The organism is Nonomuraea phyllanthi, from assembly GCF_006334985.2.
Taxonomy (GTDB): Bacteria; Actinomycetota; Actinomycetes; order Streptosporangiales; family Streptosporangiaceae; genus Nonomuraea; species Nonomuraea phyllanthi.
Window position 1 is genome coordinate 1,050,223 of record NZ_VDLX02000001.1, and the last position, 15,465, is coordinate 1,065,687.

Here is a 15,465-nt window from a genome sequence, read left to right on the forward strand (position 1 = left end):
CGCCCCTATCCGGACAAGTCGCCGCAAGTCGGATATTTACAAGTATTAGACGAAGTATTAGCCTCACTTCCGACCATCGAGTGAGGCAGGTCGCATGCTGCGCCGGACGACGAGCGACATCCGCAGGGCCAACCGCCTGGACGTCCTTCGCCGCATCTACGCCGCGGGCAGCGCCAGCAGGCAGGACATCGCCCGGCGGAGCGAGCTGAGCTTCGCCACCATCGCCAACGTCGTCAACGATCTGCTGGGCGCGGGCGTGATCGTGGAGGACCATTTCGTCGGCTCGGGCAGCGGCCGGCCGCGCGCCGTGCTCACGCCCAACGGCGTGCGCGGCCTGCTGGTCGGCGTGGACGTCGCGGAGACGTACGTGCACGCCGAGCTGTTCGACCTGGCGCTGCGGCGGTTGCACGCCGGCGAGCACCCCATCGGGCCCGAGACCCGGCGGCCCGCCGAGATCGCGGAGCGCATCGCCAGGGCGATCGACGCGCTGCTCGCCGAGCACGGCGCCGCGCGGGAGCGCGTGCTCGGGGTGGGGGTGAGCGTGCCCGGCCAGGTCGCCCCCCAGCTGGGCGTCTCCGTCTTCGCGCCCGGCTGGGACTGGCACGACGTGCCCATGCTCGCCCTGCTCCAGGAGCGCATCGGCCTGCCGCTCTACCTGGACAACCCGCTGATGGCCGGCACCGTGGCCGAACTGTGGTCCGGCGCCGGGCGCGAGGCCGGCAACCTGGTCTGCGTCACCGTCGGCACCGGCGTCGGCGCGGGCGTGGTCATCGGCGGCTCGCTGTATCGCGGCACCACCGACGCGGCGGGCGAGTGGGGCCACAGCGTGCTGGTGTACGGCGGGCGCGCCTGCCGATGCGGCAGCCGCGGCTGCGTCGAGGCGTACGTGGGCGCCCCCGGGATCATGGAGACGCTGAGAGAGCTCGACCCCGGCAGCGAGCTGCTGTGCGGCGGTGACCAGACCGCCTGCGTCCAGGCCCTGGCCGACTCGCCCGACGCCGGCCCCGTCATCACCAGGACGGCCGGCCTGCTGGGCGCGGCCCTGGCCGGTCTCGTGAACATCATCAACCCGGAGACGGTCGTCCTGAGCAGCTGGGTGGCGCGCAGCCTCGGCCCCAGGCTCCTGCCCGAGCTGCGGGAGTCCGTGGCCGCGCACGCGCTGGACCGGGCGATGGGCGCCGTACACATCGTGCTCAGCGACATTCCCGGCAACGCGGTCAGCCTCGGCGCCGCCACCTTCGCCCTCGAAGGGTTCCTCGACGCAGTCATCTCCCCCGGAAGGCGAACATGAGCCCGAGCTGGAGGCCCCCGCTGAACGTCCGCATCGCCGACGGCGCCCTGTTCATCGACGACGAGCCCCGGCTGCTGCTGTGCGCCTCGCTGTTCTACTTCCGTATCGCCCGCGGGTCCTGGCGGGAGCGGCTGCGCGCGGTGCGGGAGTCGGGCTACACCTGCGTCGACGTCTACTTCCCGTGGAACCACCACGAGCTCGAGCCCGGGGTCTGGGACTTCTCCGGGGAGCGGGACGTACGGACATTTCTCGAAATGGCGGCCGAGGAGGGGCTGTGGGTCGTGGCGCGGCCCGGGCCGTACATCTGCTCCGAATGGGACGGCGGCGCCCTGCCCGCCTGGCTGGCCGCCGAGGGGGTGCCGCTGCGCCAGAACGACGCCCGCTTTCTGTCGCACGTCCGCGCGTGGTTCGACCGGATCCTGCCGATCCTGCGGGAGTCGCCGGCCGTCGCCCTCGTGCAGCTGGAGAACGAGCTGGACTTCTTCGACTGCGAGCACCCATCCGGATATGTCGCCGCATTGCGCGACATGGCGCTCGAACACGGCATCGGCGTGCCGCTCGTCGCCTGCGCCGGCCAGGGCGACCTCGCGCGGGCCGGCGGCGAGGTCGCCGGGGTGGTGCCCGCCGCCAACTTCTACCCCGACGACGCCTCCACCGCCATCGAGGCGACCGCCGCCGTCTACCAGCGGCACCTCGCGGAGCGCGGCCTCCCGCTGCTGGTCACGGAGACCAACCGGACGCACGTCACGCTGCGCCGGCTGCTGTCGGCGGGCGCCAAGCTGATCGGCCCCTACCTGCAGGCCTCGGGGAACGACTTCGGGTTCACCACGGCCACCAACAACTGGGGGTCGCCGCTCGCGCTGCTCACCAGCGACTACGACTTCGGCGGGTACCTGTCGCCGTCAGGGGTGCGGCGGGAGGAGTACGGCGAGGCCCGCCTGCTGGCCGGGATGATCGACGCCCTCGGCCCGTCCCTGGCCCTGGCCGTGCCGGCGGAGGTCTCCGTCACGGCCGACTTCCCGCTGCCGGACGGCGGCGCGCGGGCGCTGGCCCTGCACGGCGGCGGCACGCTGGTCGCCCTCGCCAACCCGGGCGGCGCGCCGGGCACCGCCCGGATCGGCGACGTCGAGGTGGCGGTTCCGGCCCGGAGCTGCCCGTTCGTGCTGATGGACTGGGGCGGGATCGAGCTGGCCACCGCCGAGCTGCGCCTGGCCGCCGCCGGCACGCTGGTGTTCTCCTGCGACGGCCCGTCCCAGGTGATCGTCACCGCCCCGCCGGCGTCCGAGGAGGCACTGGGGTCCGTGGAGGCGCAGGCGTCCGGCGAGGTGCTGTCCGGGGACGTCGAGGCCGAGCGGGACGGCGACCGCGTGATCTTCCGCCCGTCCGGCAAGGCCGTCGGGAGCGCCACGGCCGGCGACCTGCGCCTGATCTTCCTTCCCCGTACGGACGCCGCCCGCCTGCGCGGCCTCGACGAGCACGGCGCCCCGCTCTTCGACGACCCCGCCGAGGTGGTGGAGGAGCGGCACCTGGCCGTGTCAGGAACGGCGCCGTTCACCCCGCCGCCCGCCCGCGAGATCGGCGACGTCCCCACCCGTCCCGAGCACCTGGGCGCCTACCGCGGCTTCGCCTGGTACGCCGCCGACCTCTCCCCCGGCCGCGCCCTGCTCCTGCACGGCGCCTCCGACGTGCTCTCGGCCCGCGTGGACGGCGACCACCTCGGCACCGTCACGCCGGGCGGCGGCTTCGCGCTGCTGCCCGGCCACCGGGGCGGGCGCCTGGAGGTCCGTACCGAGATCTGGGGCCACCCCAACTTCGACGACGCCCGCCTGCCCGCCCTGCGCCTCGGCTCGCTGCGCGGCTTCGACGCGGCCACCGCGATCACCGCCGTCCACGTGCCGCACCCGTGGCGCGTCAGCGGCCCCGGCATCGGCGCCGCACCGGCCCCCGTGACGAGCTGGGGCGCCTGGATCACCGCCCGCCGCCCCGCCGAGGCCCGCTACGCCGCCGAGCAGGCCACGTCGGCGGAGGCCGACACCTGGGTGCTGGAGTTCGCCGGGCTGGGGGCGCTGGTGGAGGTCTCGGTCAACGGCACCGGTTTCGGCCCGGTCAACCCGCTCGTCCCGTACGTGGACGTCACCTCGGCAATCACCCCGGGTGCGCCGGCCCGCATCGAGCTGGCGTTGCGGCGCTGGCACGGCGAGCCGGCCGGCGAGGTGCGGCTGCTCGAAGGCCGCAGGGCCACCGGCTGGTCGGTCGCCCTCGCCGGGGAGCCCGAGCTCCGCGCCCTGTCCGCCGCCCCCGCCCGGCCCGCCACGCTGCCCGTACGGCTGCGCGCCGGCGAGCTGCGCTGGGTGCGCCTCGACCTGGCGGACCTCCCGGCCCGTACGTGGAGCGCGACCTTCACCGGCCACGACCTCAAGCTGACCGCGCTCTTCAACGGCCGCGTCGTGGGCCGTCTCTGGCTGCCCGGCGACATCCGCCCCGAGCTGGCGGGCGGCTCCCCCGACCGTCTCACCCTGCCTGGCCCGTGGTTCGCCGACGGGGGCAACGAGCTCGTCCTGCTGGCGGAGGCCGTACACCCCGACGATGACGGGGAGCTCACGGCCGTCACCCTGCGAGCCTGACGATCAACGTCGGGAGCGGCGGTTCTCGAGCAGCAGTTCCCCCGCCCACGTGAGCATCGACACGGCGGCCCCGGCCAGGAGCCCCGCCCAGAACAGGGCCCGCTCGGCGGCCTGCTTCTCGGGAAGCGACACGAGCCGGGCGTGCGGGGCCGGGCCGTATCCCCCTCCGGACTCGGGAACGGCAGGCCGCCATTCCAGCTTCGCCCCGGGCTGGGGCCGCGCGGGCTCGACATCGGGGTGGCGCCATGCCAGCCGCCGCTCGTCGTCGGTGCGGCCGTACCGGCTGCTGGACTCCACGGTGCTGTCGAGCGGGATCTCCCCCAGATCCCAGGAGACGGACGTCTCCTGGGAGGCGTCGGCGTAGATGACCGCTGGAGCGGCGAGCACGGTGGTGTATCCCCGGCTCGCCACGAGCGGCTTCAGCGCGCGGCCCCTGATGTGGACGGGCCGGAGAAGGAGGGGGTTCGCCCTCTCGCGGCAGAACTTCCCCGTGATCACGGAGATCGCCTTCGACGGTGCCGGCTGGGGCTTTTCGTCGAGCTCCATCTCGGACATCCGGGCATCGCCTTGGAGCCCGAGGCGGTAGTCGAAGCAGCGCGGGGCGTTCTCCCCGGCCAGCGCCCCCATCATGATGTCGTACGTGTCGGGGCCGCACCTGGCGACCTGCTCCCGGAGCTCGGCGCAGGGAGTGGCCGTGACGCCCAGCGTCAGGAGGTCGAGCGCGCGTGCCCCCTTCGGCAGGGTCACCTCCACGACGATGGATCCGTCGAACCGGGTGTACAGGGGCTCCGGCGCGGCCAGCCGGTACTCCTTCCACGCGGCGACGCCCAGCAGGGCGGCGAGGCCGAACATCCCCATGATCACCGGAAGGCCGCGGGGCCGTCCCACGGCCTTGGGGGCGGGTTCCGGCCCTGCGGAGGAGGCCTCCGGGGACGATCGGCCGTTGCGGAGGTGGCACACCGTGAGCCACAGCAGCACGGCGAGTCGCAGAAGTCCCACGCCTTCACGCTCGCACGGCCCGGCCTCCGGGGTGGCGGCTTAGAGACGTTCATGACCGGGAGGATTCAGGGCTCCGCCCGGCCGGTGGCCCAGGCCCACGCGGCGATCGTGACGCGGTTCCTGGCGCCGGTCTTGCGCTGGACGGAGGCGATGTGGTTCTTCACGGTGCCCGGCGACAGGAAGAGCTCGGCGGCGATCTCGGCGTTGGTCCTGCCCTGCGCGACCAGGGTCACGACCTCGTCCTCCCGCTCGGTGAGGACGACGTCGGAGGTCTCGCGTGGCCGGCCGGTCTCGCGCAGCAGCCGGACGGTGAGCTGCGGGCTGATGAGCACGTCGCCGTTCATCGCGGCCCGGACGGCCTCGACGAGCAGCGTGGGGCCGGAGCGTTTGAGGATGAACCCGGCGGCGCCGTGCCGCAGCGCGGCGTGGACGTACTCGTCCAGCCCGAAGGTGGTGACGACCACGACGCGGATGCCGGTGCCGGCCAGGGCGCGGGTCACCTCGATCCCGTCGGCCACGGGCATGCGGATGTCGGCGAGCACCACGTCGGGTTTGACGGCCTTGGCGGTGTCGATCGCGGCCCGCCCGTCGGCGGCCTCGGCCACCACCGTCATGTCGGGCTGGGCGTCGAGGATCAGGCGGAAGGCGCTGCGGATGCCTTCCTGGTCGTCGGCGACGAGGATGCGGGTGGCCACGCCGGCGATTGTGCCAGCGGCAGGCGGGCGGTCAGCGACCACCCCTCGGGTACGGCTCGCGCGACCAGCTCGCCGCCCCTGGCCTGGACGAGCGAGGTCAGGGCGGCCAGGCCGGTGCCGCCGCGCCGGGCGCTCGGGGCGCGGACCACGCCGTCGTTGGTCATCGTGATCTCCAGCATGCCGGACGAGGCGCCGAGGCCGAGGCGCACGTGACCGGCCCGCGGCGCGTGCCGCCGGATGTTGGTCAGCCCCTCGATCACGATCCGGTACGCCAGCGCCGCGGTCTCCGGCGGAGCCGTCACGGCCGGGTCGATGCGCAGGTCGACCCGGGCCGGGCCGGCGGCGGCGAACCGTTCGGCGGCCTCGCGGATGCCGCCCAGGTCGCTGCCGGGGGCGAGGGGCCGGTCGTGGTGGAGCATGTCCAGGGTCCTGTCGAGCATGGACAGGGCGCGCTGGCCGGCGGCCTCGACGCGTTCGAGCGCCTGCCGGGGATCGCCCGCCACCCCGCCCGCCTGGGCGTGCGCGACCATCTCGCTGATGTCGTGCGCCAGGTAGTCGTGCAGGTCCCTGGCCAGCTGCAACCGCAGGGCCATTCGGGTGTCGGCGACCGCGCGCTCCTGCCGTACATCGAGCAGGCGCAGGTAGCCACCCACGGCGGCGGCCAGCAGCGCGCCCGTACCCCAGAACGCGCACACCCCCAGCCCTTCCAGCGGCGAGGCGGGCGCGAACACGCGCAGCAGCCAGACGGCCGCGGCCAGGCCCGCCGCCGGGGCGGAGACCATGGCCTGCCGGGACGGCGCATATCGGGTGACCAGGCCGACCAGCACCATCAGCGCCACGCTCTCGCCCATGCCCAGCACGTCGGCGCCGGGTGCGGGGGTCGCCACTCCGGTCAGGTGGGCCAGGGTGACAGCCACCGACACGCCCGCCGCCAGCAGAACCGGGGTGGACAGCCGCGCCCGGAGCCGGCGCCGGGACAGTCCGGCCACGGCCACGGCCATTGGGATGACGCCAAATACCCACATAACGGTCACTCGTGCGACGATACGCGGCTCTGACGCCGTACCGGGGAGTGCCGAACGGCACCGTTCCGAGCCCGCAGGGGTGCCGAACGGCATCTGGCTCGCCCTCCCGCCGCGCCGCAAGGCTGGTCGCATGACGACTTCCACCTCTCGACGGCGGCCGTACGCGGCGGCGCTGTGGGCGCTGGCCTACGGCGCGCTCGGAGCCGGGTGGGCGCTGGGCGCGCCCGGATACCCGTGGGGCGCCACCGACCCCGACCCGGACCGGGCGCTGTCCGTCCTGGCCGCGACCACGCCGGGCTTCGGCTGGGCGATCGCCGCGTTCGGCCTGGTCACCGCGGTCACGGCGACCGCGTTGGCCCGCAGGAGCAGCAGCCGCGTACCGCTGTTCCTGGCCTGGCCGATCGCCGCGCTCCTGATCCTGGTCGTCCCCGACTCGCGGCTCATGATGGGCGTCGCCTACACGCCGCTCCTGCTGGTCGCTCCCGTCTTCGGCTGGGGTCTCGGCGGCACCACCCTCGCGGACGCCTGGCCCTGGCCGGTGCTCAACCAGCTCGTGTGCGTGCTGGGCGGCCTGTTGCTGGCCGCCGCGGCGCTGGCGTACGCGCGCGATCAGGAACGCGCGCACTGGTTCACCCCGCGGCGGGGACGCAGGGCGGTGTACGTGGCGGTCGCGGTGCCAATGGTGTACTCCGCCACCCGGTGGGCGTGGGCGATGGGCATCCCGCTCGGCGTGAACGCGGAGTTCCTGGCCGAGGGCGAGGACGGCATGTGGCTGGCGGGGGCGTACCTGGCCACCTTCGGCGCGTTCGGCGGCCTGCTCACCCTCGGCCTGACCCAGCGGTGGGGCGAGATCTTCCCGCGCTGGATGCCCGGCCTGCGCGGCAGGCGGGTGCCGCCGCTGATGGCCGTCATCCCGGCCGGATTCGTCTCGATCATCATCACCGTGGCCGGGCTGACCTACCTCCGCTGGACCATCGCCGGCCGGTTCGCCCTGGACGAATGGGGCGCCTGGCTGCCAGAGTGCTTCTGGCCGGTCTGGGGCACCGCGCTGGCCGTCGCCACCGTCTGCTACCACCAGCGCCGCAAGCACGACGCACCACCCTCGGGCTCGGTCACCGCATCGTGAACGCGCACGCGGATGCCGTCAGGGCAGGGCTGCCTCCTCACCCGCGAACCAGGCGCGGACATCGTGCCGGAGCAGGTTCATCAGCACCGGGACGCTGAAAGCCAGCGGCACGATCCCCATGAGGGGGAAGGAACCGTCGGCGAGCCCGACGAGGATGCCGAGAATGCTCTGGACGAACATGAGCGTCCTGACGGCCGAGAGAACCTTCGGCAAGCGCGGGCGGTCGGCCATCGATCCTCCGTGACAACGCGGTCGCCTTCGGGACATCAGAGCAGCAGGCTATGGCGAAACAGGTGTTTCTGCATCGGGACGGGGCTCACTCCTCCTCGGTGAACACCACCTCGCGGCGCTTGCGGATCGCCGGCAGGACGGCGAGGACGAGCGCCGCCACGGCCAGGACCAGGAGCACCGCGGAGATCGGCCGGGTCAGGAAGACCGTCGCGTCACCGCGGGAGATGATCAGCGCCCGACGCATGTTCTCCTCCAGCAGGGGCCCGAGAACAAAACCGAGCAGGAGGGGCGCCGGCTCGCAGCCGCACTTGATCAGGATGTAGCCGAGTATCCCGAAGAAGACGATCGTGTAGACGTCGTACGCGTTGAAGCTCAGCGAGTACGTGCCGATCGCCGCGAACAGGATGATCATCGGAAACAGCACCTTGTACGGAATGCGCAACATGCGCACCCAGAGACCGATCAGCGGCAGGTTCAGCAGCACGAGCAGCACGTTGCCGATCCACATGGACGCGATCAGTCCCCAGAACAGCGCCGGTTCGTCGGTGATGACGTTCGGGCCAGGGGTGATGCCGTGGACGATGAACGCGCCGACCATCAACGCCATCACCGGGTGGGCGGGCAGGCCCAGGGTGAGCAGCGGGATGAACGACGTCTGCGCCGCCGCGTTGTTCGCCGACTCGGGACCGGCGACGCCCTCGATCGCGCCGTTCCCGAACTCCTGCGGCCGCTTCGAGATCCGCTTCTCCACGGCGTACGAGGTGAACGAGGCCAGCACGTGGCCACCGCCGGGCAGGACGCCGAGCGCGGAGCCGAGGCCGGTGGCCCGCGCGATCGGGCCGGCCATCCGGCGCCAGTCCTCGCGGGTCGGCCAGAGGTTGCGCACCCTGCTGGTGATCGCCGTGCTGGCCTGCTCGTTCTCCAGGTTGCGCAGGATCTCGGCCACGCCGAACATGCCGACCGCCACCGACACGAAGTCGATGCCGCCGTACAGTTCACGCCGGTCGAAGACGAATCTGGGCGTACCGGTGTAGATGTCCTGGCCGACCGTGCCGAGCAGGACGCCGAGCGCGATCATCGCCAGCGCCTTGAGTGCCGTGCCGCGCGCCAGCGCGATCGACACGATCAGGCCGAGCAGCACGAGCGAGAAGTATTCGGCCGGGCCGAACTGCAACGCGACCCTGGCCAGCGGCGGGGCCGCGACGGCCAGCACGACGGTGGCCACCGTACCGGCGATGAAGGAGCCGATCGCGGCGGCGGCCAGCGCGGCGCCCGCGCGGCCCTGCCTGGCCATCGCGTGCCCGTCCAGCGCGGTGACCGCTGCCGACGACTCACCGGGCAGGTTGATCAGGATGGCGGTGGTCGAGCCGCCGTACTGCGCGCCGTAATAGATGCCGGCCAGCATGATCAGCGCCGTCACCGGCTCGAAGCTGAACGTGATCGGCAGCAGCATCGCCACCGTCGCCGTCGGTCCGATGCCGGGCAGCACGCCGACCGCCGTTCCGAGCAGCACTCCCACGAAGCAGTAGAGGATGTTCTGGATCGCCAGGGCCGTCGAGAAGCCCAGCGCGAGGTCGTTGAGAAGGTCCATACCTCAATCCGGATGCCGCGTCAGAATCCCAGCCACGGGCCCCAGAGCGGGAGCCGCAGCTGGAGCCCGACGACGAAGATGAGCGTGCTGGCCACGGTCAGCCCGGCAGCCACGGCCACGGCCGTGAGCAGCCGTACGCGCGAGCTGGCCAGCGTGGTGACCAGTGCGGTCACCGCCGAGGTCACGACGAAGCCCAGCCCCCGCACGGTGAACCCGAAGAACAGGAGCGCGACCACGATGGCGGCGATCGCGCGCCAGGGGATGCGCCCGAACGGGATCACCTCGCCGGCGATGAACCCTTTGACGACGATCGCCAGGCCAAGGGCGGCCACGATCGCGCCGACCAGCAGCGGGAAGGCACCGGGGCCCATCCGCAGCGGGGTGCCCAGCTCGTAGCCGAGCGACCCCACCACGAACGCGCCACCGATCAGTACGAAGATCGTCCCGACGACGACGTCGGGGAAGGACCGGCGGCGCTCCACGTCAGGAAGCCGCCTTGACCCCGGCGTCGGCGATGACCTTCGCCCAGGTGCCGAGCTGTTCCTCGAGCTTGGCCCGATGCGCCTGCGGCGTCGCGCTCTCGGCCGGGACCGGCGCGGTGCCGAGCTTGGCCATCTGGTCGATGACCTTCTGGTCGGCCAGCGCCACCTTCAGCGCCTCGGACAGCTTCGCCACGACGTCCTGCGGCGTGCCCTTCGGGGCGTAGAGGCCGTGCCAGACGCTGACCTGGAGCTGGGGCAGCCCGGCCTCGGTCGTGGTGGGCACGTCGGGCAGGCTCTTGACCCGCTCGGGCGTGGTGACCGCGTACGCCTTGACCTCGCCGGCGGAGATCTGGCCGGTGGTGTTGGTCGTCTGGTCGCACATGAAGTCCACCTGGCCGCCGACGAGGTCGGTGAGGGCGGGCCCGGTGCCCTCGTACGGGACCTCCTGCAGCTTGACGCCGACGGCGGTCTGGAACAGCAGGCCGCACAGGTGCGAGGCGGCGCCGATGCCGGCGTTGGCCAGGGTGACCTTGTCGGCGTTCGCCTTCACGTAGGTCACGAGGTCCTGGAGCGTCGAGGGCTGGAAGTCCTTGCGGGCGACGATCGTCATGGGCACCTCGGTGACGAGCCCGATCGTCTCGAAGTCCTCGAGCGGCTTGTAGTCCAGGTTCTGGTACAGAGCGGGGGCCGTCGACATGCCGATGTGGTGCATGAGCACGGTGTAGCCGTCGGGTTCCGCCCGCGCGACCTCGCCGGCGCCGACCGTGCCGCCGGCGCCCTCGACGTTCTGTACGACGATCTTGCCGCCGAGCTTGGCGGCCATCGGCTCGGCGATCATGCGGGTGACGGTGTCCGTCGGGCCGCCGGCGCTGAACGGCACGACGAACGTGATGTTCTCCTCCGGGTAGGTCCCGGTGGCGCCGGTCGAACCTCCGGTGCCGGTGGTGCCTCCGTTGCCGGAACAGGCGGTGAGGAGCGTGACGACGCCGATCGTGGCGATCATCTGTGTGGTGGCCCGGTACCTACTGGTCGATCTCATAGCGCGGCCTCCTCGTCAGGGCAGGCGCATTTCGGAGAGTGCGCGGCCTCAGTCTCGGCTGGCAGAGAGGCGGATGGTGTCAGAGGAATCCCAAGGAATGCGCCAGATGTCAGAAGAATCCCAATACTGGAGGGGTAACACAAGCATCGATCTCGGACTTACAATCCGGTATGCGGATCACCATCATCGAAGATGACGACCGCGTGGCGCGGGGCCTGGTCACTGTCCTGGCCCAAGCGGGCTTCGAGGTCCATCGCATCCCCACCGCCGCGGAGGCCCTGCGTGCCGACCCGTCCGATGTGGTCCTCGTCGATCTGGGCCTGCCCGACGGCGACGGACTCGACGTGATCCGCAAGCTGCGTGACAGCCCGGAGACCGCCGTCATCGCCGTGACGGCACGTTCGGAGGAGCACGAGCGGGTACGCGGCTTACGCGCCGGCGCCGACGACTACATCGTCAAACCGTTCGGCGTACCCGAGCTGCTGGCCAGGATCGACGCCGTCCTGCGGCGCACCCGGGTGGCCCGCGCGCTGAGCCGCCCCGACGGACCGCTCGTCCTCGGCCCGATGCGGATCGGCGTCGGCACCCGCGAGGTCACCGTCGAGGGCACGCCACTGACGCTGACCCGCAAGGAGTTCGAGCTGCTCCTGCTGCTGGCCCGGCGCGCGCCGAACGTCGTCAGCCGCGACGTCATCCTCGACCAGATCTGGGGCGCCACCTGGGAGTCCTCCAGCCGCACCCTGGACACCCACATCGCGGCGCTGCGGCACAAGCTCGGGCCGGCCGTGCTGATCCGCACGATCCACGGGGTCGGCTATCGGCTCCTGGCCGACCAGCCGGAGCTGATCGGCTGACAGGCCGTGCACCGCCGCCTGCTCGTCGTCCTGGTGCCCCTCGCGGTGCTGCTCGTCGCGGCGCTCGGGGTGCCGCTCAGCATCACCGTGGCCGAGCGGGAGATGCAGGAGACGTACGTGGACCGGCTCAACGACGCCGGCCGGTTCGCGTCGCTGGCCGACACCGCGCTCGCGACCGGCCGTACCGAGGCGCTCGCCCTGGAGCTGCAGCGCTACCACGAGCTGTACGGCATCCCCGTCGCGCTGATCGACACCTCCGGCGCGGTGCTGCTCGGACCGGCCGGTGCCTACCAGGAGGCGGCGCGCACCGAGCCGGCGCTGCCCCGGATCCTGAGCGCCGCGCTGGCCGGGGCGAGACCCGAACCCTCCGGGGAATGGGCGCCGTGGGAAGACTCCGCGCTCGTGGTCGCCGAGCCGGTGGGCCGCGACAGCGAGGTCGTCGGAGCCGTCGTGACCATCTCCGACCTGTCGAAGACGCGGCAGCGCATCCTCCTGCGCTGGGCCCAGCTCGCCGGGCTCGGACTCCTGCCGCTGGTCGCGCTGGTGGCCGTCGCCTGGCCGGTGTCGGCGTGGGTGCTGCGGCCGGTACGCGAGCTGGACGCGGCCAGCTCACGCATCTCGCAGGGCGACCTCACCATCCGCGCGGACGCCGAGGCGGGGCCGGTCGAGCTACGGCGGCTGGCGGAGTCGTTCAACACGATGATGGACGCGGTCGAGAACGCCGTGCAGCGGCAGCGGGCGTTCGTCTCCGACGCCTCCCACCAGCTGCGCAATCCGCTGACCAGCCTCCGGCTCGCCGTGGAGAGCCTGGAACCGCACCTGCGGCCGGCCGGGAACGGGCACCAGGTGTACGACGTCGCCGTGGACGAGCTGAAGGCGATGCAGCGCATGCTGAACTCGCTGCAGGCCACGGCGCGGATGGAGAGCATACGGACGGCGTCGCCGGTGGAGCTCGACGCGGTGCTGGCGACCCGGGTGGACCGGTGGCGGGCGCTGACGGCGACGGCCGGGCAGAGGCTGGCGGTGGACGTGCCGCCAGGGTTGCGGGTGCTGGAGCCATCGGGTGGGCTGGGGAGCATTCTGGACGAGCTGATCAGCAACGCGCTGCGGCTGTCAGAGGCGCAGGTGGTGGAGGTGTCGGCCCGCGTCTCCCCCGCTGGGGTGGCGGCGATCGCGGTCCGTGACGACGGCCAGGGGCTCGACGCGTCCGAGCGGGCGCAGGCGATGCAGCGGTTCTGGCGGTCGCCGCGGCACCAGAACGTGCCGGGGACCGGCCTGGGACTGGCGATCTGCGCGGACCTGGTGGGGGCGGCCGGGGGCGAGCTGCGGCTGGAGGAGGGCCTGGCGCGTCAGGACGGGGCGGGGCACGGGTTCGCCGCAGTGGTGGCGCTCCCGGTCGTTCCTGTCGATTGAATCGGCTGGGTCAGCTGAATCGGCCAGGTCAGCGCTTACGGTCCTGGAACCAGGCGGCGGCGCCCGGATGGAGCGGGATCGACGCGGTCGAGATGCCGGTGCGCACATTGATGTGCCACGCCTCCGGTATGCCCTCGCCGTCGTCGCGGCCGGCGGAGATGATCGAGCCGGTGTTCGTGAAGATCGTGTCGGTGATGGCGTGGACCAGGTCGTCAGGCAGATCGTTCCGTACGAGCAGCACGTTCGGCACGGCGACGGTCCGGGTGGCCGGGACCCCGGCGTACGAGGTCGCGGGGATCATGGCGGGAGAGTACGGCCCGGGGAACGCGGTGACGAGCGCGTCCGCCTGCTTGTCCAGCCGGATCAGCCGGATCGGGGACCGCTGCGCCAGCTCCGTGATGGCGGGCGTCGGGACACCGGTCAGGGAGAACATCGCATCGATCTCGCCATCGCGCAGTGCCGCCGCCGACGCTGCCTGGCTGAGGTACTGGGTGTCGGCGTCCACCCGGCCGAGCTCCAGAACCCGCAGCGAGGTGAACTCCGTGCCCGAGTCGCGCGCGCCGAGGGACAAGCGCTTGCCCTGTATGTCCGGGAACTTCGCGATCGCCGAACCGGCCATGACCACGAGATGCAGGTGGCTGTCGTACAGCCGGCATATCGCCGACAGACCCTCGGGCGCGCTGCCGTCGGTCGTGATCAGCGCGTCCAGGCTCGTCAGCCCGAGGTGGACCTCACCGGCCCGTAACATCCGGATGTTGTCGGTGGACGCCCCGCTCGGCACGGTGCTGACCGTGGCACCCGGCACCTGCTCGGAGATGCGTTCGGCCAGCGCGCCGCCGATGCGCCGGTACACCGCCCCCGCCGGGCCGGTGGCCAGCCGCAGGCGGACCGTGCCCGCGTCGGGCTGCCTTGTGCAACCGGCGAGCAGCCCTCCGGCGGCCAGGAGCGCGGCCCGCCGGGTGAGCCGGTTCAGCACCATGCCGAGAGCATACGAGTTCGGCGCCGGCCGGTGGCCTGCTCGGCGGACGTGCCGGCGAGGGCCGGAGCGGTCCGCGTCGGCCGTTCACCTCCCGCATCAGGTCGTCGAACGGCGATGCCCCTGCCGAAGGCGGCTGGTGCGCGCGAGCCTGGGCGCACAGCGGACACGAGGTCGGCCGGGCGCGGGGTGTGGCGGATGCGGCCTGTGGAGCATGCGGAATGTGGCGGATGCGGCGTGTGGGGCGGATGCGGGGTGTGGTGGCGGCGCCGTTGGAGCCGGTCGAGCACGCTGGTCGGCCTCGTGGGACGGCTGCTCACGGCGGCGCCGAGCTGGGACGCGGTTCGGCGGGACGAGAGCTAGGAGAATGCGGGGATCAGGCCGGCGACCGGGGCGGGGGCGCCCGCGGTGCCGTCGTCGGTGGGTGCCGGGAGCTCGAACCAGACGGCCTTGCCCCGTGCCGTGCGCTCGCCGCCCCAGCAGCACGACAGCGTGTCGACCAGGAACAACCCCCGCCCGCTCTCGTCGTCCACCTCGGCGCTCCGAAGGCGCGGCAGCTCCGGGTTCTCGTCCTCGACCTCGCAGCGCAGCAGTCCGTCCTCGACCGCGAGCCCGAGCCTGACCTGCCCGGACCCGTGGCCCAGCGCGTTGCCGACCACCTCGCTGACCAGCAACTCCGCGACCTCCACCTGGTCATCGAGACCCCAGGCGGCCAACTGTCTCCGCGTCAGCCGGCGCGCGTCCCGTACCGAGCTCAGCTCCGGCGCCAGCCACCACGACACCTCCCGCAGCGCCATGGCCCGGCGGCCCGTCACCGCGGCCAGGATCTCGCTCCACGTCCTCATTGCCTTACTCCCCCGTGTGCGGTACCGGGGACGAGTCCCCGTTTCCTGCTCACATCACGAGAATGCCTCACCGCACCACCCCGAAATGAGGCCAGAAATCCCCATCTACGTACCTATCCCGAGTACCTAGGTACCGACGCCAGGAGGCATATCGTCCTGATCTATTCCCGTCTGGGCGATGCCGGCGCCATCTACGGCCCGGCCGAGCGCTCGTCAACTCCTGGCCGAGGCGGCGCTCATCAGCCCCGGCCCGGCGGCGCCGGAATCGACTCCA

14 protein-coding genes are annotated in these 15,465 nt (G+C 72.5%); 5 read left to right on the forward strand and 9 right to left on the reverse strand.

The features are described 5' to 3' along the window. Positions 1-94 precede the first annotated feature (94 nt). Positions 95-1,291, forward strand: coding sequence for an ROK family transcriptional regulator (locus FH608_RS04910; protein ID WP_226898972.1), 1,197 nt, complete (start codon positions 95-97; stop codon positions 1,289-1,291). Beyond that, the gene (locus FH608_RS04915) at positions 1,288-3,915 is read left to right on the forward strand and encodes a beta-galactosidase (protein WP_139628665.1); all 2,628 of its coding nucleotides are present in this window, start codon (positions 1,288-1,290) and stop codon (positions 3,913-3,915) included. The genes FH608_RS04910 and FH608_RS04915 overlap by 4 nt, the downstream gene beginning before the upstream one ends. Positions 3,916-3,918: 3 nt before the next feature. On the opposite strand, the gene FH608_RS04920 is transcribed toward FH608_RS04915, so the two are convergent. The 3 genes from FH608_RS04920 to FH608_RS04930 all read right to left on the reverse strand — a co-directional run bounded on the left by FH608_RS04920 (position 3,919) and on the right by FH608_RS04930 (position 6,610). Further along, the gene (locus tag FH608_RS04920; protein WP_139628667.1) at positions 3,919-4,914 is read right to left on the reverse strand and encodes a hypothetical protein; all 996 of its coding nucleotides are present in this window, start codon (positions 4,912-4,914) and stop codon (positions 3,919-3,921) included. A 65-nt stretch (positions 4,915-4,979) separates the two neighbouring features. Continuing rightward, on the reverse strand, positions 4,980-5,609 hold the full coding sequence (locus tag FH608_RS04925; protein WP_139628669.1) for a response regulator: 630 nt from the start codon (positions 5,607-5,609) through the stop codon (positions 4,980-4,982). Next, the gene (locus FH608_RS04930) at positions 5,549-6,610 is read right to left on the reverse strand and encodes a sensor histidine kinase (RefSeq protein WP_139628671.1); all 1,062 of its coding nucleotides are present in this window, start codon (positions 6,608-6,610) and stop codon (positions 5,549-5,551) included. Before FH608_RS04930 ends, FH608_RS04925 begins: the two co-directional genes overlap by 61 nt. Before the next feature lie 154 nt (positions 6,611-6,764). On the opposite strand from FH608_RS04930, the gene FH608_RS04935 reads away from it, so the two are divergent. Then, positions 6,765-7,760, forward strand: coding sequence for a hypothetical protein (locus FH608_RS04935; RefSeq protein WP_139628673.1), 996 nt, complete (start codon positions 6,765-6,767; stop codon positions 7,758-7,760). Positions 7,761-7,778: 18 nt separating this feature from the next. On the opposite strand, the gene FH608_RS04940 is transcribed toward FH608_RS04935, so the two are convergent. The 4 genes from FH608_RS04940 to FH608_RS04955 all read right to left on the reverse strand — a co-directional run bounded on the left by FH608_RS04940 (position 7,779) and on the right by FH608_RS04955 (position 11,103). Beyond that, complete coding sequence (locus tag FH608_RS04940) at positions 7,779-7,991, reverse strand: hypothetical protein (protein WP_139628675.1); 213 nt, start codon at positions 7,989-7,991, stop codon at positions 7,779-7,781. Between the two features lie 85 nt (positions 7,992-8,076). Then, positions 8,077-9,582 carry a tripartite tricarboxylate transporter permease gene (locus FH608_RS04945; RefSeq protein ID WP_139628677.1) on the reverse strand — a complete coding sequence of 502 codons (1,506 nt, stop codon included), beginning with the start codon at positions 9,580-9,582 and terminating at the stop codon, positions 8,077-8,079. Positions 9,583-9,602: 20 nt separating this feature from the next. Next, positions 9,603-10,064: a tripartite tricarboxylate transporter TctB family protein gene (locus FH608_RS04950; RefSeq protein WP_193318227.1), complete on the reverse strand. Its 462-nt coding sequence runs from the start codon at positions 10,062-10,064 to the stop codon at positions 9,603-9,605. A gap of 1 nt (position 10,065) precedes the next feature. Beyond that, positions 10,066-11,103, reverse strand: a complete 1,038-nt coding sequence (locus FH608_RS04955; RefSeq protein ID WP_226898973.1) for a tripartite tricarboxylate transporter substrate-binding protein — start codon at positions 11,101-11,103, stop codon at positions 10,066-10,068. A gap of 170 nt (positions 11,104-11,273) precedes the next feature. On the opposite strand from FH608_RS04955, the gene FH608_RS04960 reads away from it, so the two are divergent. Both FH608_RS04960 and FH608_RS04965 read left to right on the forward strand, forming a co-directional pair. Then, a complete protein-coding gene (locus tag FH608_RS04960) occupies positions 11,274-11,957 on the forward strand; it encodes a response regulator transcription factor (RefSeq protein ID WP_139628680.1) in 684 nt (227 codons plus the stop codon). Between the two features lie 6 nt (positions 11,958-11,963). Next, the gene (locus tag FH608_RS04965) at positions 11,964-13,370 is read left to right on the forward strand and encodes a sensor histidine kinase (protein ID WP_139628682.1); all 1,407 of its coding nucleotides are present in this window, start codon (positions 11,964-11,966) and stop codon (positions 13,368-13,370) included. Between the two features lie 28 nt (positions 13,371-13,398). Here the strand turns inward: FH608_RS04965 and FH608_RS04970 are convergent, their stop codons facing one another. Together FH608_RS04970 and FH608_RS04975 are read right to left on the reverse strand one after the other, a co-directional pair. After that, positions 13,399-14,349: a TAXI family TRAP transporter solute-binding subunit gene (locus FH608_RS04970; RefSeq protein WP_139628684.1), complete on the reverse strand. Its 951-nt coding sequence runs from the start codon at positions 14,347-14,349 to the stop codon at positions 13,399-13,401. Positions 14,350-14,705: 356 nt separating this feature from the next. Further along, complete coding sequence (locus tag FH608_RS04975; RefSeq protein WP_139628685.1) at positions 14,706-15,191, reverse strand: ATP-binding protein; 486 nt, start codon at positions 15,189-15,191, stop codon at positions 14,706-14,708. Between the last annotated feature and the right edge of the window lie 274 nt (positions 15,192-15,465).